Here is an 18,526-nt window from a genome sequence, read left to right on the forward strand (position 1 = left end):
AACACCTAGTCGGTGTGTGGGGGTCTGGTGCGACGGGGTGGGTCGGGGGCCAGCGTGCCGTCGGGGGCGATGTGCTCGAAGATCTGGTCGACCAGGTTCAGCACGTGGGGGTCGTCGACGGTGTAGATGTGCCGGCGGCCTTCGCGGCGGGCGGTGATGATGCCGGCCAGCCGGAGCTTGCCGAGATGCTGGCTGGCGGTGGCGATACTCACGCCGACCCGCTCCGCCAGCGTGCCGACGTCGTACTCGCCCTGGGCCGCCAGTGACACCAGGTGCAGCCGCACCGGCGCGGAGAGCATCGCGAAGGTGCCGGCGGCGGAATCCAGCTGTGCCTTCGTCGGTTCAAGGGGTCTGGTCATCGCGCAGTCATTGTGACCGCTGGACCGGCCGGACGGCAGTCCGCCGAGCCGTGGTGTGCACGGTCTCACACTTTCGCAATTGCGAAAGTATCAAAACGGTGGCAGGCTGGAACCATGTTCCGAGCCCTCCGCCCTGTGCTCCTGCTGCTCGTGGTGGCGATCCCGGCGGTCGCCCTCCGGCTGACCGGCACCCACCTGCCGGCGCTCGCGTCGATCCTCGTCTTCGGCCTCGCCGTCGTCGCCGCGTCGTTCGTGCTGGCCTGGGCGGCGGAGGCCGCAGAGGTGGACATCTCGGGCGGTCTGGCGATCGCGCTGCTGGCGGTCATCGCCGTACTCCCGGAGTACGCCGTGGATCTCTACTTCGCGCACACCGCCGGCTCGAACCCGGACTATGTGCAGTTCGCCGCGGCCAACATGACCGGCTCGAACCGGCTGCTCCTGGGCCTCGGCTGGTCCAGCGTCGTCCTGGTCAGCCTGTATGTCGCCTCCCGGCGCAGTGGGCAGACGGTCAAGGCGCTCGTGCTCGAGTCCAGCTACCGCCGGGAGCTCGGCTTCCTCGCGATCGCCGGCCTGGTCGCATTCATCATCCCGGTGACCGGCGAGATCCACCTGGTGCTCGGCATCCTGCTGCTCGCGTTCTTCGCCTACTACCTGTACCGCGCGGCGATCTCCGAGCACGACGACGAGCCCGACCTGATCGGACCGGCGGCGACGATCGGCGGCCTGCCGACGGTGCAGCGGCGGATCACGGTGATCGGGATGTTCCTCGCATCGGCGGCCGTGATCCTGGCGTCGGCGGAGCCGTTCGCGGACTCGCTGGTCGAGGGTGGCCGGGCGCTCGGGATCGACCAGTTCCTGCTGGTCCAGTGGCTGGCTCCGCTGGCCTCGGAGGCGCCGGAGTTCATCGTCGCCCTGCTGTTCGCCTGGCGGGGCAAGGGCGCGGCCGCGCTGGGCCTGCTGATCTCGGCCAAGGTGAACCAGTGGACCCTGCTGATCGGCAGCCTCCCGATCGCGTACGGCGCCGGCGGTGGACCGATCGCGCTGCACCTGGACGGACGGCAGGTCGAGGAGTTCCTGCTGACGGCCACGCAGACGCTGCTCGGGCTCGCCGTACTGCTGAGTCTTCGCTTCCCGCGGTGGGCAGCCTGGACGCTGCTCGGTCTGTTCGCGGTCCAGTTCGCCGTACCGGGGCAGACCGGGCGGTATGTGCTGAGTGCGATCTACCTGGTGCTGGCGATCGTCGCGGTCGTCCACAACCGGCAGTACGTCGTCGCCACGCTGACGTCGCCGTTCCGGCGGACAGAAAAGCTCGCCGACACGGACCGCGCCGACGAGCTCCTCAACGCCTGATCAGCTGGCCTGCTGCTCTGCGACCTCGACCATCGGGTTGGCACGGCGGCGCTCCTGCGGGCCCGGGCGGCCGCGACGGCGGCCGTAGAGGAACTTCTCGCCGGCCGCGGTGCCGGTGAACTTGGTCCGGCGGGCCCACTCACGGCATTCCTCCAGCACCGGGCACGACGTCAGGCAGACCGCCTGGGCCTTGCGCTGCTCCCACTGGCTGGCGGTCTCGTCGTACGCCGGCGCCTGGCCGACGCAGGCGGCCCGGGTCATCCAACGGTCGGCGGGGTCGGCGATCACCGTCAAGGTCGGCCTCATGGGCACTCCTGCTCCTCATCGATCGGGCGGATCGAAACCGCGGGGGTTTCTCGCGGTAGGACCAGACTGAGCCAGCCTCGTTGCCCCGGTGCGACGCCCATGTTTCAGCCATGAAACGTCGTACGGCGCCTGTGTCACAGCTGTGCCAGTGACACTAGGCTCCCCGGCGGACCATCCGGAGCTCGGCGACGTCGAAGAACGGCTCGTCGGCGACCGTCCCGTCCGCGACGAAACCCTTGCGGCGGTAGAACGCCTGGGCCCGCTCGTTCCCCTCCAGCACCCACAGGCTGGCCGGCCCGTTGCCAATGGCAACCTCCATCAACCGGCTGCCGAGCCCCGTGCTCCACCAGGCCTTCCGGGTGTAGATCGCCTGCACCTCGATCGGGACCGGCGCGTCGTCATCCCGGGTCGGCCGGATCGCGATGAATCCGACCACCTGCTCCCGCACCGGCGCCTCGGGGTCCGGGTTCAGCGCGACCCACCACGGCCGGCCTTCCTTCGCGGCGGTCGTCCAGCGCTCGATCCGGGTGTCGATGTCGGCGGTCCGCTCGGCCAGCTTGGCGGGATCGACGAGATCGGCATACGCCTCCAGCCAGCACTGCAGATGACACCATGCGCCGGCTTCAGCGTCCTCGACCCTGGCCGGCCTGATCTCTGGTTGCACTCAGACAGTAAAGACGATCTTGCCGAAGACGTCGCCCTCGTTCAGCTTCGCGAAGCCCTTGCGGGCGTCGGCGAGCGGGAGCATCGAGTCGATGTGCGGCGAGATGCCGGCAGTCGCCATGAACTGCATGAGCTCGGCCAGCTCGGTCCGGGTGCCCATCGTCGAGCCCTGGACCCGCAACTGCAGGAAGAAGATCCGGTTCAGCTCGGCCGACTTCGGCGCCTGGCCGCTGGTCGCGCCGGAGATCACCAGGGTGCCGCCCTGCTTGAGCGACTTGAGCGAGTGCGACCAGGTCGCCTGGCCGACCGTCTCCATCACCGCGTCGACCCGCTCCGGCATCCGCGCCCCGGACTCGAACGCGTCGTGTGCGCCGATCTCCAGCGCCTTGGCCCGCTTCCCCTCGTCCCGGCTGGTCGCCCACACCCGCATCCCCGCGGCCCGCGCCAACGTGATCAACGCGGTCGCTACACCACCACCCGCGCCCTGCACCAGGACGGTGTCGCCCGGCTTGAGCCCCGACTGCGTGAACAGCATCCGGTACGCCGTCAGCCACGCGGTCGGCAGACACGCGGCCTGCTCGAAGCTCAGCCCGGCCGGCTTCGGTACGACGTTCCGCGCTGGTACGGCGACCTTCTCCGCAAGGGTGCCCTGGTAGCGCTCACTCAGCAGCGACCGCTTCGGGTCGAGCGTCTCGTCACCCTTCCACGCCGGGTCCGAGATCACCGCGTGCACGACGACCTCGTTGCCGTCCGGGTCGACCCCGGCCGCGTCGCAGCCGAGGATCATCGGCAGGCTCTGCTCGGCCAGCCCGACCCCCTTGAGCGACCAGAGGTCGTGGTGGTTGAGTGCAGTCGCCCGCACATCGATCGTCACCCAGCCCTCGGGCACCATCGGATCGGGGCGCTCCCCGACCTCCAGAGCGGCGATCGGGTCGTCGGCGTCGAACTTGGCGGCATAAGCAGCAAGCATGCGACCCACCCTAGACCGGTCGGCGGACAGCGTCAGTTACCGAATTCACCACTCGCACATACCCCCTGGTCAACGGACCGGCGATGTGGTTCGATCTGCAGGAATAACGGGCCTGGCCGTAATTCCCGAGGAGGACCGATGCTCCGTGCCCTGGTGACCGCCGGCGTGACCGCCGCCCTGCTGACCGGACCAGCCGTACCCGCCCCGGCCGCTCCCGCGCCGGCCACGACGAACGCGCAGGTCACCGGCGCCTATCTCCAGATCACCGCCGACGGCGTTGCCACCAGCCCCGGCCTCGAGGGCGCGACGCACGCGTTCGCCGCACTGGCGGCGATCTATGACGTGACCGGTGACCAGCAGCAGCGCCGGTCCGCCGACGAACTGCTCGGCTACATCCTGCGGGTGCGGCCAAGTCACATGAACACCGACATCGCCCTGCAGATGCTGCGCAGCCCCTACCTGCAAGGCGATCCGCGGCTGCGCACCAATCTCGAGACCTATCTGTCCGCGCTCCTCGATCTGTTCGCCGCCCATCCTGACGACGTCCTGCTCACCGGCGACATCCGCACCTTGAGCGGGCGGGCCGATGTCCTGGTCAAGTACGCAGACCAGTTGGAGCAGCGCTCCGGTGACCCGGCCCGGATCCGGGCCGCCGACACCGCGGCCAGGGAGATGCTGGATCGGCTGGCGGCACTGCAGTACACACGCCAAGAGGCGGTCTCGAGTTTCCGCAACGACCGGTACGTCGGCGCCTTTCCACACTTCATCGCCGGCGACGACGGCACTATGGGCAGCTGGGACGTCGAACACTGGGCGCCGTCGATGCTGTCCCTCGACCAGTACGCCGCGGTCCGCGCACTCGCCACCGGGTACGGCCGGTTCCACACAACCGCATACAACAACGCCTCCGCGTCCGGTACCCGGCATCTGCTCGGCACCACACAGATCGATCCCGACCTCATCTATGCCGGCGCCCCGGCCGGGTTCCCGCTGGACGGCGCGACGTACCAAACCGGCGAGGAGACCGGTGAGCAGCCGTACCTGATCACCTACGGCTGGTCCCCGAACGCAATCGCCCAGCTGGGTACGGCGTTGAAGGCCGTCCGGGACAACCGGGTCAAGGTGCCGCATTCGGCGGCCTGGCTGGCGTCGTACTGGCGTGGCACTCCACCGCGTGCCGTGCTGGCGCCGGGACAGTTCTGGCTCGGACTCGACGCGAAGATCCGTTACACGCACCAATTCATCGAGGCGACCCAGCTCCCGGTTCCCGCGAGCTTCCCCTGGCTCGGCCTGGAGCAGACCACCTTCCCCGGCACCGGTGCCGACGAGGTCCGCCGAGACGGCTGGTACGACGGCTCCGGCCGCGGCGCGATGTCAGCGGTCTACTCCCGGCTGGCGATGACCGGGTACGTCGAGTCCGGCGGCCACGACCTGGACATGCTGAACCGCGCCGCGCAGTGGTGGGAGCGCATGGTCGTCCGCGGCTGAGCTCAGGGTCGTGGCAGCCGGAGGCTCAGGCGCGGGCGACGCCGTCGGTGTGGGCGGCGGTGGCGACCGCGGCCGCGACCGCGGGGGCGACGCGCTCGTCGAAAGGCGACGGGATGATGTAGTCGGGGCGCAGGTCGGCTTCCGCGATCAGGTTCGCGAGCGCGTCGGCCGCGGCGAGTTTCATGCCTTCGGTGATGCGGGACGCGTTGGCGTCGAAGGCACCGCGGAAGATGCCGGGGAACGCCAGGACGTTGTTGATCTGGTTCGGGAAGTCCGAGCGGCCGGTCGCGACCACGGCGGCGTGCCGGTGCGCGATGTCCGGGTGCACCTCGGGGTTCGGGTTCGCCAGCGCGAAGATCATCGCCCCGTTGGCCATCCGCGCGATCGCTTCCTCGGGCACCGTCCCACCGGACACTCCGAGGAAGAGGTCCGCACCTTCCAGCGCATCGACCAGCCGGCCGGACAGCCCGCCGGTGTTGGTGTCGCGGGCCAGCGAGAGCTTCACCGGGTTCAGGTCGGCGCGATCCTCGTGCAGCACGCCCTTGCTGTCGACGACGGCCAGGTCGCCAACCCCTGCCTGCAGAAGGATCCGGGCACACGCCACCCCGGCCGCACCGGCGCCGGAGATGACCACGCGGATGTCGCTGATCGACTTCCCGGTCACCCGGAGCGCATTGCGCAAGGCCGCGAGTACGACGACGGCCGTGCCGTGCTGGTCGTCGTGGAAGACCGGGATGTCCAGCCGCTCCTTCAGCCGCCGCTCGATCTCGAAGCAGCGAGGTGCGGAGATGTCCTCCAGGTTGATGCCGCCGAACGTCGGCGCCATCCGGGCGACGGTCTCGACGAACTCGTCCACGTCGGTGCAGTCCAGCGCGATCGGCACCGAGTCGACGCCGCCGAACTCCTTGAACAGCAGGGCCTTGCCCTCCATCACCGGCAGCGACGCGGCCGGCCCGATGTCGCCGAGACCGAGGACGGCCGTGCCGTCGGTGACGACCGCGACCACGTTGGACTTCCAGGTGTAGCGGCGTACCAGGGACGGGTCCTCGGCGATCGCGGTGCAGACCCGGGCGACGCCCGGAGTATAGGCCTTGGACAGGTCGTCGGCGTCGCGGACGTGGACCGAGGACGTCACCTCGATCTTCCCACCGCGGTGCAGTTCGAAGACGGCGTCACCCGCGAACGGGTCGGGAACCTCAGGTGAAAATGGCTGGGCGACCATCAGAGCCCTTTCGGAAAACTTGGGAGGAAGTGTTCGACAGCAGGGGATCGCCCGTGCGTACGAGTAAACCACAGGGGTAACTGGTCTGCTGTGAGGGGTCCCACACGGGGTGACGATCCCGTCTCGCTCCCGGTCCGTGGCCGATCGCGGACTCTCTGTTGTGTCAGGATTCGCCGCGGCCGGGATCACCCTGGTGAAGTCCGGCAATCTGACCATCTGCACCCACCTGCCGTACAAGCCGTTCCAGTACAAGGACGGCACCAAGGTCGTCGGCTTCGACGTGGACCTGCTCGACCTGGTCGCCAAGGACCTCGGCGTCGAGCAGGACGTGGTCAACATCGAGTGGTCGCAGGTGACGTCCGGCGCCGCGTTCAAGGCGAAGAAGTGCGACATGGGCATGGGCGCGATGACGATCACGCCCGAGCGGCAGGCCGCGATCAGCATCACCGCGCCGTACATGGACGCCACCCAGGTGCTGATGGCGAAGAAGGACTCCGGCCTCAAGACCCTGGCCGACCTGCGCGGCAAGAAGGTCGGTGCCCAGGCCGACACCACCGGCAAGAAGTACGCCGACGAGAACGCGCAGGCCAACGGCTACACGGTGATCCCGTTCAACGACCTGGCCCTGCAGAAGAACAACGTCAAGTCCGGCCGGGTCGACGCCGCGATCAACGACAACGGCGTGCTCTACGACTTCGTCAAGGACAACTCGGACATGGCGGTAGTGGCCGAGTTCAACACCGGTGAGCAGTACGGCTTCGCCGCACTCAAGGACGGCAGCGGACCGAAGCCGGTGGAGAAGTTCAACGGCCTGCTGACCGCTGCGAAGTCGGACGGCAAGTACAACGAGATCCCGCATCTGTCCGTGCTGGGCAACTGCACGGTCGCCCAGCGGACCGTGCTGAAGCGCAGCCAGGCCGACGCGGACCGGATCGCCCGCGCCAACCTGGAGCGGGTCGGCCTGACCGAGAAGGTGCAGGCGTATCCGGACCAGCTGTCCGGCGGCCAGCAGCAACGGGTCGCGATCGCCCGTGCGCTGTCGATGGACCCGGCGCTGATGCTCTTCGACGAACCGACCTCGGCCCTGGACCCGGAACTCGTCGGCGACGTACTGACCGTGATGCGCAAACTGGCCCTCGACGGGATGACCATGCTCGTCGTCACCCACGAGATGGCCTTCGCCCGCGAGGCTGCCGATCGCGTCGTCTTCATGGACGGCGGCGTGATCGTCGAGCAGGGCCCACCCGCCGACGTGATCGGCAATCCGCGGGAGGAGCGCACCCGCACCTTCCTTCGCCGGGTCCTGGACCCGACCCACGTCGAGCCGAGCTGAGACGCCGTACGTCGTCACGCTGCGTGCCCGGGTGGTCGACGGGCCGCACGCGACGACTACGAATCGGTCTCCATTCCGGGTTGGTCCGTGCGTCCCACGCTTGCGGCTGTGTCAAGATGCGGACACATGGCGCCGGGCCTGCCGGTGCCCAGGTTTGGAGGGCTAGATGTCTGTCCTGCGTAGGACGCTCGTGTTGTCCGGCGTCCTGGTTCTGGCCGCGGCCGGCTGCGGTTCGAACTCGCTCGAAGGCGGTTCGACCAGTGCGCCGACCAGCGCCCCGTCGAGTGCACCCTCCAGTGGCGGCCCGGACCTGAGCGGGTCCCTGCCGCCGAAGGTCAAGAGTGCCGGCAAGATCGTCGTCGGCGTCGACGCCAGCTACCCGCCGAACGAGTTCCTGCAGGGCGGCAAGACCGTCGTCGGCATGGACGTCGACCTGTTCAACGCGGTGGCGCAGAAGTTCGGCGTCACGGTCGACTGGCAGCCGGCCGGGTTCGACACCATCATCACCGGTGTCCAGGGCGGCAAGTACGACGTCGGCGTCTCGTCGTTCACGATCAACGACAAGCGCAAGGCGCAGGTCAACATGGTGAGCTACTTCAACGCCGGCACGCTGTGGGCGACCGCGAAGGGCAACCCGAAGGGCGTCAACCCCGACGATGCGTGCGGCAAGACCGTCGCGGTCCAGAAGGGTACGACGCAACTCGAGGACGACATCCCGAAGCGGCAGGCCAAGTGCAAGGCCGCCGGCAAGCCGGAGATCAAGCTCGTCGTCCGGGAGAAGCAGGACCAGGCGACCGCGGACCTGGTCGGCGGCAAGGCCGACGCGATGCTGGCCGACTCCCCCGTCGTGCTGTACGCGATCAGCCAGACCAACGGTCAGCTCGAAAAGCTCGGCGACATCTACGACGCCGCGCCGTACGGCTACGTGGTCCCGAAGGCGCAGACCGCGTTCGCGCAGGCGATCGTCGAGGCGCTGAAGGCGATGAACGCCGACGGTTCGTACAAGTCCACGCTGGCCAAGTGGAACAACGACTCGGGTGCGATCACCGACTTCGCCGTGAACCCGTGAGTTCAGCATGACAACTGACACCGAAGCCCGCCCGGCCGCGTCGGATGCCGACCGGCCGGGCCGGATCGACGCCGTACCGGTCCGGCATCCCGGCCGCTGGGTCGCGATCGCGGTCATCGCCGTCCTGTTCGCGATGCTGGTGCACCTGCTGGTGACCAACAAGGCGTTCGACTGGAGCTTCGTCTTCCAGGCGATGAGCCAGCAGCCGGTGATCAACGGCTTCATCAAGGGCACCCTGCTGGTCACTGTGCTGTCGATGATCGTCGGCGTGGTGGGCGGCGTCATCCTGGCGGTGATGCGGCTGTCCGACAACCCGATCCTGGCCGGCGTGGCCTGGGTGTTCACCTGGTTCTTCCGGAGCATCCCGCGCTACATCCTGCTGTTCACGATGGGCACGCTGGGCATCCTGTTCCAGCAGGGTGTCTCCTTCGGGGTGCCCTTCGACTGGAAGATCATCGAGTGGCTGGGACTGTCCGGCGACTGGCGGTTCTACACCCTGGACGCGAACGAGATCTTCACCGGTCTGGTCGCCGGTGTGATCGGGCTCGGGCTGTCGGAGGCGGCGTACATGGCCGAGATCGCCCGGGCCGGCATCCTCAGCGTCGACAAGGGACAGGCCGAGGCGGCCGAGGCGCTCGGGATGGGCAGTGGCAAGGTGATGCGGCGCGTCGTGCTCCCCCAGGCGATGCGGGTGATCGTGCCGCCGACCGGGAACGAGACGATCGCGATGCTGAAGGACACCTCGCTGCTGCTGGCGGTTCCGGTCCTCGGCGAGTTGTTCTACCAGCTGCAGTCGATCGGGAGCACCTACTACAAGACGTTCCCGATCGCCGTCGCGGCGACGCTGTACTACCTGGCCGCGACGAGTGTGCTCATGGTCGGGCAGTACTTCCTCGAGCGGCACTTCGGCCGGGGCTTCGGGAACAAGGCGCCGCGGGCCACTCGCCCGGCCGGCGCGGGAGGTGTGTGATGACCGCCGCAGCGGCCGCTGAGCCGGTCGGGTCCCTGACCCAACCGCTCGTGCACGCGGTGAACGTGACCAAGGCCTTCCACCACGTCGAGGTGCTGAAGGGCATCGACCTCGACGTCGATCGCGGTCAGGTGGTCTGCCTGCTCGGCCCGTCGGGATCGGGCAAGACGACGTTCCTGCGCTGCATCAACCAGCTCGAGACGATCGACGGCGGCCGGATCTGGGTGGACGGCGACCTGATGGGGTACGACGACCGCGGCGGGCGGCTGTATCGCCTGAAGAACAAGCAGATCGCGGCCCAGCGACGCGAGATCGGGATGGTCTTCCAGCGGTTCAACCTGTTCCCGCACAAGACCGCGCTGCAGAACATCATCGAGGCGCCGACCCAGGTCCGGGGCGAGTCGAAGAAGAGCGCCCGGGAACGCGCGATGAAGCTGCTCGACCGGGTCGGTCTCGCGGATCGCTGCAACGCCTACCCGGCGCAGCTGTCCGGCGGCCAGCAACAGCGGGTCGCGATCGCCCGTGCGCTGGCGATGCAGCCGAAGCTGATGCTGTTCGACGAGCCGACCTCGGCGCTCGACCCGGAACTGGTCGGCGAGGTGCTCGCGGTGATGCGCGAGCTGGCCCTCGACGGCATGACCATGATCGTCGTGACGCACGAGATGTCGTTCGCCCGCGAGGTTGCCGACACCGTCGTGTTCATGGACGCCGGCGTGGTGGTCGAGGCTGGTCCGCCGAAGGATGTGATCGGCAATCCCCAGCACTCTCGGACCAAGACCTTCCTCACCCGGCTGCGCTCGGAGCACGAACAGCCGTGATGCCCCGCGAGAGGGCCGGTCCTGGCGACAGGACCGGCCCTCTCGCTGTGCATATCAAGCCGGCAGGGTGGAAGGATGTACGACGTGGTGGTCCAATCGGCCGCCCGACTCGAGGGAGGCAGTGTGAGCAGCACCGGACGTTCCGCCGAGGTCCGCCTGAGCATCCCGGCGGACAGCGCCTACATCGCCGTACCGCGGTCGGTGGTCGGGAACCTGGCTGCTCGCAACGACTTCACCCTGGACGCGATCGACGACCTGCGGATCGCCGTCGACGAGGCCTGCGCGCTGTTGCTGCCGCAGGCCTCGGACGGCGTGCTGGAGTGCGTGTTCGAGATCGAGCCGCCACAGCTGACCGTGCGCACGAGCGCCGTCGTCCCGAACGGCTGGCGGCCGGACACCAGCTCGTTCGGCTGGACCGTGCTGACCGCGCTGGTCGAGTCGGCGGCCGCCGAAACCATCGAGGGCCGGCTCACCATCACCGTGACGGCAACCGCCACCGCCACGGAGAAGGCGTGACCGACGACCGAACCCTGGGCGAGCCCCAGGAAACCCCAGATCTGCGTACCCGGACGGCTGCACTGTTCTCGGTGATGGCTGCCACCGGCGCGGGCGATCCGCGGCACACGGCGGCCCGGGACGGCCTGGTCGCGCTGCACATGCCGCTGGTCGAGCACCTGGCCCGCCGCTTCCGCAACCGCGGCGAGCCGTACGACGACCTCGTCCAGGTGGCCACCATCGGTTTGATCAAAGCGATCGATCGCTTCGACTCCGATCGTGGCGTCGAGTTCTCGACGTATGCGACGCCGACGATCCTGGGTGAGATCAAGCGGTACTTCCGGGACAAGGGCTGGGCGATCCGGGTGCCGCGGCGGCTGCAGGAGCTGCGGTTGTCGCTGACCGCGGCGACGGCCGAGCTGACCCAGGAGCTGGGCCGGGCGCCGACGGTGGCCGAGTTGTCCGACCGACTGGGACTCTCACCGGATCTGGTGATCGAGGGGCTCGAGTCCGCCAACGCCTACAATACGTTGTCCCTGGACGCCCCGGATCAGAACGAGGCAGACGCGACCACGGTCCTGGACGGACTCGGCGGCGAGGACGAAGCGTTGGAGAGCGTGGAGTACCGGGAGTCCCTGAAGCCGCTGCTGGCCCAGCTGGACACCCGGGAGAAGCGGATCCTGACGCTGCGCTTCTTCCGCGGCATGACACAGTCCCAGATCGCCGAGGAGATCGGGATCTCGCAGATGCACGTCTCCCGGCTGCTGGCCCGAACGCTGACCGAGCTGCGGACCGGGCTGCTGAAGGAGTAGCCGCCTAGAGGACCGGGTGGTCCTTGGTCGGGTTGTCGGCCAGAGCCTCGGTGGAGACCTTCTGGAAGAGGCAGATCAGGACGCCGACGGACGCGACCGCGAGCGCGATCGAGACGGCCTTGGTGGCTCCACCCCAGAAGCTGTAGGCGACCAGGAGCTGGATCAGCTGGGCGAACACGGTCGGACCCCGGCTCCAGGTCGACGCCCGGAACAGCCCACGGGCGACGAGTCCGAGGCCGGCGCCGTACGCGACGAAGAACGCGGCGGTGGTCAGACCGAGCACCAAACGGGATCGATCGAGGGTAAATGCTTCGGCAATTCCCAAAACGATGAGCACAAGCCCTTCCGCAGCGACCACGGCCGCGGCTACTTTGAGCGGTCTCGGTACGGCGGCAGCTGGGGAGTCGGTCGGCACTTCGCCAGCTTAGTGCCCCCTGCCGGGATGCAGTTCGGGCGCACGGGACGACCACCTGCTCTTTCCGCGAGCCCGACCGGTCGCGGAACCCTGGCCCCACAAGGGATTTGAGGTTGTGCGTAACCAAAAGGTGGTTGGAACGGTTACCTGCAGTGAACGGGTGATCGCAGCCGGAACCCTCTGTCCGATATTCGGATGGGGAGAACCGCTGTGCGCCGGTTCGGAGTGTTAAGGAAGTGTTGTGATCTGATCGACAACTCCAGAACCCTTGTTTCACCCAGCTGAGATTGGGAACATGGTCTCGTTCGTGAAAACGTTCACAACACGCTTCGCGCACGAACTTCCCGTGCGAGACGAATCACGAGTACAGCACCGCTGATCGGGCACAGACCTACCCGACAGGCTACGACTACTACTGAGAGAGATGGGATCCGCCATGGATTGGCGCCACCGGGCCGTATGCCTCGACGAGGACCCGGAACTGTTCTTCCCCATCGGCAACACCGGGCCCGCGATCATGCAGATCGAGGAGGCCAAGCAGGTGTGCCGTCGCTGCGACGTGCGTGAGCAGTGCCTCGCCTGGGCGCTGGAAGCCGGCCAGGACCACGGTGTCTGGGGTGGCCTGAGCGAGGACGAGCGCCGCGCCCTGAAGCGCCGTAACGCGCGGGCCCGCATCCGCACCGCCTGACCACATTCTCCGAGGCCCCGCGGATCAGCCCGCGGGGCCTTTCGCTTTCCGGCTACTCCTTGACCGGCAGGTCCAGGGTGACCTGGGTGCCGGCTTTGCCGTCGTGGCGGGGCCCGAACTGCAGGGTGCCGTCCAGTTCGCCGATGACGAGCGTACGGACGATGGACAGGCCGAGGTTCCCGGACAGCTCCGAATCGAAGTTCGCCGGCAGGCCTTGGCCGTCGTCTACCACGGTGACGTGCAGCCGGCCGACCGAGCGGTCCGCGGCCAGCTCGATCGTGCCGCTCGCCGCACCGCCCTCGCGCGTTCCGAACGCATGCTCCACCGAGTTCTGCATGAGCTCCGTGAGCACCATCGCCAGCGGGGTCGCGATCTCGGAGTCCAGAACGCCGAAGCTCCCACTCCGCTTGGTCTCGACGGAGGTGTTGACGGTCGACACATCGGCCACCATCAGCGCGATCCGGTCCGCGACGTCGTCGAAGTCCACGTGCTCGTCGAAGGACTCCGACAGCGTCTCGTGCACGATCGCGATCGACCCGACCCGCCGGACCGCCTCGGCCAGCGCGGCCTGGCCTTCCGGCACGGTGATCCGCCGTCCCTGCATCCGGAGTAACGCGGCGACGGTCTGCAAGTTGTTCTTGACGCGATGATGAATCTCCCGGATGGTCGCCTCCTTGGTGACCAGCTCCCGCTCCCGGCTCCGCAGTTCCGTCACGTCCCGGAGCAGGATCAGCGCTCCCACGTGCTGACCGTCCGCGCGCAGCGGGATCGCGCGCAGGAACAGCGTGGCGTCGGAGTTCTCGATCTCGATCTCCTTGGCCGCCCGCCCGGTCAGCACCGAGGCCAGCACGTCGTCCACCTTGTGCCCGCTGTGCAGCAGCTCACCGGTGACGTCCTTCAGCCTGCTCCCGACCAGGTCGGTGACGAGTCCCATCCGCCGGTACGCCGACAACGCGTTCGGGCTGGCGAACGTCACCATTCCGTGCCGATCGACCCGGATGCACCCGTCGCCCACGCGTGGAGTGGTGGACAGCAGCCGCTCGCCGCCGTACGGGAAGATGCCGTCGGTGATCATCCGGGCCAGGTCGGTCGCGCTCTGCAGGTAGGCGATCTCCAGCCGCGACGGCGTCCGGACGCCGAGCAGGTTGGTGTTGCGCGCGATCACCGCGATCACGCGCGTGCCGCGGCGTACCGGGATCGTCTCGACGCGGACGGGGACGTCGTCGCGCCACTCCGGGTCGCCCTCGCGACAGATCCGGCCGCCGTCGTACGCCTGGTCGAGCAGGTGCCGGCGGCCGCGCGGGATGAAGCTGCCGACGATGTCGTCCAGGTACGCCGTGGGCCCGGTGGTGGGCCGCATCTGCGCCCCGGCCCAGAACCCGAGCCCCTCGGTGTCGGGCAGCCAGAGCACCAGATCGGCGAACGACAGGTCGGCCAGCATCTGCCAGTCGGAGACGAGCAGCTGCAGGCGATCCAGGTCGGCCTGGTCCAGGGTCGTGTGGTTACGGGCCACGTCGGTCAGAGACGGCACGGTTCGATGCTACCGATGGCTTATACCAGTACCTGCGGTGGTCGGCTCGACAAGTAGGTGCAGGTAGGTGTTGATTGATCAGGGCCGGATGAAAGGATGCTCGGGTGGAGTCGACGTACTGGCAGGACGTGATGGCCGCGGACTACGCGGTACCGGGCGACCGTGCGCTGACCGACCTCACCGAGGAGCTCGTCCGCGGCCTCGCCAGCACCAACCCGCAGGTCCGCGACGCGCTGGCCTACCCGACGCTGGCGACCTGGCTGGAGCGCGGGGTGTACGACGATCTCCTGCCCGGGTTCGGGGACGGTCTGTGCGCCGGCCTGAACTACGGGCTGGGTGAGGACGGCACCGACACGGTGTTCCGCCGCTCGTTCACCGCGCTGACGCTCGCGGAGGTGATCCACCGCGACAACGCCGAGTTCCTGGTGCACGACGAGGTGGTGATGCGGTGGGGCGATCGGCTGGCCACCTGGCTGCTGCGGGAGCGCGACCTGCGCGGTTTCGTGCCGGACTGCGGCTGGGCGCATGCCGTTGCCCACGGCGCCGATGCGATCGGTGCGCTGGCCCGCTCCCGGCACTGTGATGCCGGCGTCCTGCGCGCGCTGCTCGACGTCCTCGCGGACCGGATCGTCAAGGACACGCAGTACCGCTGGGTGCACGAGGAGCACGACCGCGTCGCACATGCGGTGATGACGATCCTGCACCGGAACATGCTGACCAGCGACGAGCTCGAGCGCTGGCTGAAGCCGATCGCGGCGACCGCGGCGCAGCAGCCGTTGATGCACGAGACCCTGCCGGAGTGGCCGACACCGTCCGTGTTCAACGCCCGCGGCGTGCTGCACGTGCTGCTGAGCCAGCTCGCGATCGGTGTGAAGGGCTTCCCGATCCCCGGCGACGACGAGCTCTTCGGCCGGCCGATCGAGGCCCGCGCCGACCTGCTCCTGATGCTGACCGAATCGGTCCAGGCCTCGCAGCCCTACATCTACCGTCCCGCGACTAACCCGAGTTCATAGGTACGGCGACGGTCGCGACGACCGCACGGTGATCGGTGCCGGGGATCGCGTACGTCGTGAACCGCCCCGGCTGGAATTGCCGGGTCACCACCACGTGGTCGATCTGGGTCCGCACGATCGCCGGTTGATCCGCCGGCCAGGTCCCCACCAGCCCACCGCCCACCGCCGGCGCAACACTCCGGCAGTTGCCGCCCAGCGCGTGCCGGAACTCCGCATGATCGAGCGTCGCGTTGAAGTCGCCGGCCACGATCGTCGGCGGATCCTCCGAGCACCAGCGCCGGAGCACCTGGAGGTCCTGCTTCCAGGTCGTCACCGCGTCCGGCAGCGGCGGGAACCCGTGGTAGGCGATCAGCCGGATCTCCCCGAGATTGCCGCCGGTCACGATGATGTGGCCGAAGGCCGTCCCCGGCTCGGCCCGGAAGGCCACCGCACCGAGCGCCGGCGAGACCAGCACACTCGTCGCACTCTCCACCGCTTTGCTCGGCTGTGCCGTGTATCCCTTGTACTGCAGGTCTTGCAGCTGCGCGCGGATCTCCTCACGGACGTCGACCTGTGCCTCGGGCAACGAAACCAGATCGGGCCTCCGCTCCCGGACGACCTCGGCGACGGCGCCCGCGTCCGCCCCGCCGCCGAGCACGTTGGCCACCATGATCGTCAGCACCCGGGACCCGGCCGGTGCGGGTCGTGCGTCCGAGAACTGCCGCGGCGCGGTCAACGCGGCCCCGGTCAGGGCCAGTACGGCGACGAGGGCTGCCGCGACGCGCCAGCCCCGCCGTACGAGCATCACCAGGGCCAGCACCAGCGCCACGGCAAGCCCCTGTGGCCGGAAGGCGACGAGCTGGGCGAACGGCGTGACTTCGTCCAGCCCGAACAGCTCCGGATACAGCGGCACGGCAACGACCAGCAGGAACAACACGGACAGCACGACCCGCCGGACGAACCATGCCTTTTCGTTATCCATGCAGCACCCTGAAGATCTAGTCGGTCATGCGGACGAACGGTAGCGTGCTCCGTTGCGCCTGCTGTGTGTCCCGAGGAGGTTTGCAGTGTCCCGATTGTCCGCGGTCAAACCCGCGTACTGGATCTCCGGCGTTCTGCTGGCGATCGCGATCGTCGTACCGCTCCTGGTATCGACCTACGCCAAGGACAAGCCCAGGCTGTGGGGCTTCCCGTTCTTCTACTGGTACCAGCTCATGTGGGTCTTCCTGTCCGCGATCCTGGTGAGCATCTGCTACCGCCTGGTGAGCGTCGAGGAGCGCAAGCGGCGGGCCGCTCAGGGGCTTGGTGACCCTGAGCGTCCGGACGCCGGTACCGCGAAGGAGGCGGGCCGGTGAACACGAGTGTCGACTGGGTCCAGCTGATCATCGTCGTGGTGATCTTCGGCGCCGTCACCGTGATGGGCTTCATCGCCGCGCGCTGGCGCAGCGAGGGGCGGCTCGAGAGCCTGGACGAGTGGGGTCTGGGCGGCCGCGGGTTCGGGACCTTCATCACCTGGTTCCTGCTCGGTGGCGACCTCTACACGGCGTACACGTTCATCGCTGTACCGGCCGCGATGTACGCGACCGGCGCGATCAGCGGGTTCTTCGCGGTGCCGTACACGATCGTGGTCTACCCGATCATCTTCATCTTCATGTCCCGGCTGTGGTCGGTGTCGCACCGCAACGGCTACGTGACCCCGGCGGACTTCGTCGGCGGCCGGTACGGCAGCAAGGCGCTGTCGCTGGCGGTGGCGGTCACTGGGATCCTCGCCACGATGCCCTATATCGCCCTGCAGCTGGTCGGTATGCAGGCCGTGTTCGAGACGATGGGGCTTGGCGGCACCAACACGCTGGCCAAGGACCTGCCGTTGCTGATCGCGTTCGCGGTGCTGGCGGCGTACACCTACTCCTCGGGTCTGCGGGCGCCGGCGATGATCGCTTTCGTCAAGGACGGCCTGATCTACCTGGTGATCGCGGTGGCGATCTTCTATCTGCCGCACGTGCTCGGCGGGTGGGACGCGATCTTCGGCGCCGCGGAGAAGAAGCTGACCGCGACCAGCCCGGTCACCGGCAAGCCGGTCGGCGCGTTCATCCCCGGTGAGGCGGGCTTCTCGGCGTACTGGACGCTGGCGCTGGGTTCGGCGATGGCGCTGTTCATGTACCCGCACTCGGTGACCGCGGTGCTGTCCACGAAGAACCGCAACATCGTCCGGCGGAACGCCGCGATCCTGCCGGCGTACTCGCTGCTGCTCGGCCTGCTCGCGCTGCTCGGCTTCATGGCGATCAAGGCGAACGTGAACACGAAGGGCCTGGACGGCCTGACGAACCCGCAGCTGGCGATCCCGCGGCTGTTCGACCAGGAGTTCCCGTCCTGGTTCGCCGGGATCGCGTTCGCGGCGATCACGGTCGGCGCGCTGGTACCGGCGGCGATCATGTCGATCGCGGCGGCGAACCTGTTCACCCGCAACATCTACCGCGACTTCATCAAGCCGTCCGCGACGCCGGCCCAGGAGGCGAAGGTCTCCAAGCTCGCTTCGCTGCTGGTGAAGGTGGGCGCGCTGGTGTTCGTGCTCGGGATGGACAAGACGATCGCGCTGAACCTGCAGCTGCTCGGCGGGATCTGGATCCTGCAGACCTTCCCGGCCATCGTGGTCGGCCTGTACACCCGGTGGTTCCACCGCTGGGCGCTGCTGGCCGGCTGGGCGGTAGCGATGGTGTTTGGGACGATCGAGGCCCGCAACGTGATCAACCCGGCGACGAAGAAGCACTTCGGTGGTTCGCTGGCGAACATCCCGTTCACCCACACGCAGGCCTACATCGCGCTGACCGCCTTCGTGATCAACCTGATCGTGGTGATCGTGCTGACGGTGGTGTTCCGGGCGCTCAAGCTGCCGGACGGCGTCGACAGCACGCACCACACGGACTACGTCGCGGACAAGGGCGACCCGCGAGTGCAGGACCTGCCGGAGATCCTGGACGAGGGCGGCGCGGCGACAGCCAAGTCGTAATCGCTGGTGGCGGCGACCCTTCCGGTGTAGGGTCGCCG

The 18,526-nt window shown here is 68.3% G+C and carries 20 protein-coding genes; 12 read left to right on the top strand and 8 right to left on the bottom strand.

Features of this window, described 5'->3' with window-relative positions; translation table 11 throughout:
• Positions 1-5 precede the first annotated feature (5 nt).
• Positions 6-359, bottom strand: coding sequence for an ArsR/SmtB family transcription factor (locus tag ACXC9Q_RS20550; RefSeq protein ID WP_457058219.1), 354 nt, complete (start codon positions 357-359; stop codon positions 6-8).
• A 114-nt stretch (positions 360-473) separates the two neighbouring features.
• Between ACXC9Q_RS20550 and ACXC9Q_RS20555 the strand changes: the two genes are divergently transcribed.
• Entirely contained in the window at positions 474-1,709 is a 1,236-nt protein-coding gene (locus ACXC9Q_RS20555) for a sodium:proton exchanger (protein WP_457058220.1), read from the top strand.
• Here the strand turns inward: ACXC9Q_RS20555 and ACXC9Q_RS20560 are convergent, their stop codons facing one another.
• The 3 genes from ACXC9Q_RS20560 to ACXC9Q_RS20570 all read right to left on the bottom strand — a co-directional run bounded on the left by ACXC9Q_RS20560 (position 1,710) and on the right by ACXC9Q_RS20570 (position 3,648).
• Complete coding sequence (locus ACXC9Q_RS20560) at positions 1,710-2,015, bottom strand: WhiB family transcriptional regulator (protein WP_457058221.1); 306 nt, start codon at positions 2,013-2,015, stop codon at positions 1,710-1,712.
• Between the two features lie 154 nt (positions 2,016-2,169).
• Positions 2,170-2,679 (bottom strand): N-acetyltransferase family protein, encoded by a 510-nt coding sequence (locus ACXC9Q_RS20565; RefSeq protein WP_457058222.1) that lies wholly within the window; start codon positions 2,677-2,679, stop codon positions 2,170-2,172.
• A complete protein-coding gene (locus tag ACXC9Q_RS20570) occupies positions 2,680-3,648 on the bottom strand; it encodes a zinc-binding dehydrogenase (RefSeq protein ID WP_457058223.1) in 969 nt (322 codons plus the stop codon).
• Positions 3,649-3,786: 138 nt separating this feature from the next.
• Between ACXC9Q_RS20570 and ACXC9Q_RS20575 the strand changes: the two genes are divergently transcribed.
• A complete protein-coding gene (locus tag ACXC9Q_RS20575; RefSeq protein WP_457058224.1) occupies positions 3,787-5,136 on the top strand; it encodes a hypothetical protein in 1,350 nt (449 codons plus the stop codon).
• Between the two features lie 25 nt (positions 5,137-5,161).
• On the opposite strand, the gene ACXC9Q_RS20580 is transcribed toward ACXC9Q_RS20575, so the two are convergent.
• Positions 5,162-6,358: an NAD(P)-dependent malic enzyme gene (locus tag ACXC9Q_RS20580; RefSeq protein WP_457058225.1), complete on the bottom strand. Its 1,197-nt coding sequence runs from the start codon at positions 6,356-6,358 to the stop codon at positions 5,162-5,164.
• 193 nt (positions 6,359-6,551) lie between these two features.
• On the opposite strand from ACXC9Q_RS20580, the gene ACXC9Q_RS20585 reads away from it, so the two are divergent.
• The 6 genes from ACXC9Q_RS20585 (at position 6,552) to ACXC9Q_RS20610 (ending at position 11,855) form a co-directional block, all read left to right on the top strand.
• A complete protein-coding gene (locus tag ACXC9Q_RS20585) occupies positions 6,552-7,691 on the top strand; it encodes a transporter substrate-binding domain-containing protein (protein ID WP_457058295.1) in 1,140 nt (379 codons plus the stop codon).
• 166 nt (positions 7,692-7,857) lie between these two features.
• Entirely contained in the window at positions 7,858-8,760 is a 903-nt protein-coding gene (locus ACXC9Q_RS20590; protein WP_457058226.1) for an ABC transporter substrate-binding protein, read from the top strand.
• A 7-nt stretch (positions 8,761-8,767) separates the two neighbouring features.
• A complete protein-coding gene (locus ACXC9Q_RS20595; RefSeq protein WP_457058227.1) occupies positions 8,768-9,730 on the top strand; it encodes an amino acid ABC transporter permease in 963 nt (320 codons plus the stop codon).
• Complete coding sequence (locus ACXC9Q_RS20600) at positions 9,730-10,548, top strand: amino acid ABC transporter ATP-binding protein (protein ID WP_457058228.1); 819 nt, start codon at positions 9,730-9,732, stop codon at positions 10,546-10,548. The genes ACXC9Q_RS20595 and ACXC9Q_RS20600 overlap by 1 nt, the downstream gene beginning before the upstream one ends.
• Before the next feature lie 123 nt (positions 10,549-10,671).
• Entirely contained in the window at positions 10,672-11,064 is a 393-nt protein-coding gene (locus ACXC9Q_RS20605; RefSeq protein ID WP_457058229.1) for an ATP-binding protein, read from the top strand.
• Positions 11,061-11,855, top strand: coding sequence for an RNA polymerase sigma factor SigF (locus ACXC9Q_RS20610; protein WP_328518799.1), 795 nt, complete (start codon positions 11,061-11,063; stop codon positions 11,853-11,855). The genes ACXC9Q_RS20605 and ACXC9Q_RS20610 overlap by 4 nt, the downstream gene beginning before the upstream one ends.
• 4 nt (positions 11,856-11,859) lie before the next feature.
• On the opposite strand, the gene ACXC9Q_RS20615 is transcribed toward ACXC9Q_RS20610, so the two are convergent.
• Positions 11,860-12,138, bottom strand: a complete 279-nt coding sequence (locus tag ACXC9Q_RS20615) for a hypothetical protein (RefSeq protein ID WP_457058230.1) — start codon at positions 12,136-12,138, stop codon at positions 11,860-11,862.
• Positions 12,139-12,706: 568 nt separating this feature from the next.
• Here ACXC9Q_RS20615 and ACXC9Q_RS20620 point away from each other — a divergent pair.
• Positions 12,707-12,958 carry a WhiB family transcriptional regulator gene (locus tag ACXC9Q_RS20620; RefSeq protein WP_012922773.1) on the top strand — a complete coding sequence of 84 codons (252 nt, stop codon included), beginning with the start codon at positions 12,707-12,709 and terminating at the stop codon, positions 12,956-12,958.
• Positions 12,959-13,010: 52 nt separating this feature from the next.
• Here ACXC9Q_RS20620 and ACXC9Q_RS20625 read toward each other — a convergent pair whose 3' ends face one another.
• Complete coding sequence (locus tag ACXC9Q_RS20625) at positions 13,011-14,489, bottom strand: sensor histidine kinase (protein ID WP_457058231.1); 1,479 nt, start codon at positions 14,487-14,489, stop codon at positions 13,011-13,013.
• 104 nt (positions 14,490-14,593) lie between these two features.
• Here ACXC9Q_RS20625 and ACXC9Q_RS20630 point away from each other — a divergent pair, with 104 nt between their 5' ends.
• Positions 14,594-15,502 (top strand): DUF2785 domain-containing protein, encoded by a 909-nt coding sequence (locus tag ACXC9Q_RS20630; protein ID WP_457058232.1) that lies wholly within the window; start codon positions 14,594-14,596, stop codon positions 15,500-15,502.
• Here the strand turns inward: ACXC9Q_RS20630 and ACXC9Q_RS20635 are convergent.
• The gene (locus tag ACXC9Q_RS20635) at positions 15,486-16,463 is read right to left on the bottom strand and encodes an endonuclease/exonuclease/phosphatase family protein (RefSeq protein WP_457058233.1); all 978 of its coding nucleotides are present in this window, start codon (positions 16,461-16,463) and stop codon (positions 15,486-15,488) included. The two genes, ACXC9Q_RS20630 and ACXC9Q_RS20635, sit on opposite strands and share 17 nt — an antisense overlap.
• An 85-nt stretch (positions 16,464-16,548) precedes the next feature.
• On the opposite strand from ACXC9Q_RS20635, the gene ACXC9Q_RS20640 reads away from it, so the two are divergent.
• Positions 16,549-16,836 carry a DUF3311 domain-containing protein gene (locus ACXC9Q_RS20640; RefSeq protein ID WP_457058234.1) on the top strand — a complete coding sequence of 96 codons (288 nt, stop codon included), beginning with the start codon at positions 16,549-16,551 and terminating at the stop codon, positions 16,834-16,836.
• Positions 16,833-18,488: a monocarboxylate uptake permease MctP gene (gene mctP / locus ACXC9Q_RS20645; RefSeq protein ID WP_457058235.1), complete on the top strand. Its 1,656-nt coding sequence runs from the start codon at positions 16,833-16,835 to the stop codon at positions 18,486-18,488. Before ACXC9Q_RS20640 ends, mctP begins: the two co-directional genes overlap by 4 nt.
• Positions 18,489-18,526 lie beyond the last annotated feature (38 nt).

Source organism: Kribbella sp. CWNU-51, from assembly GCF_054073265.1.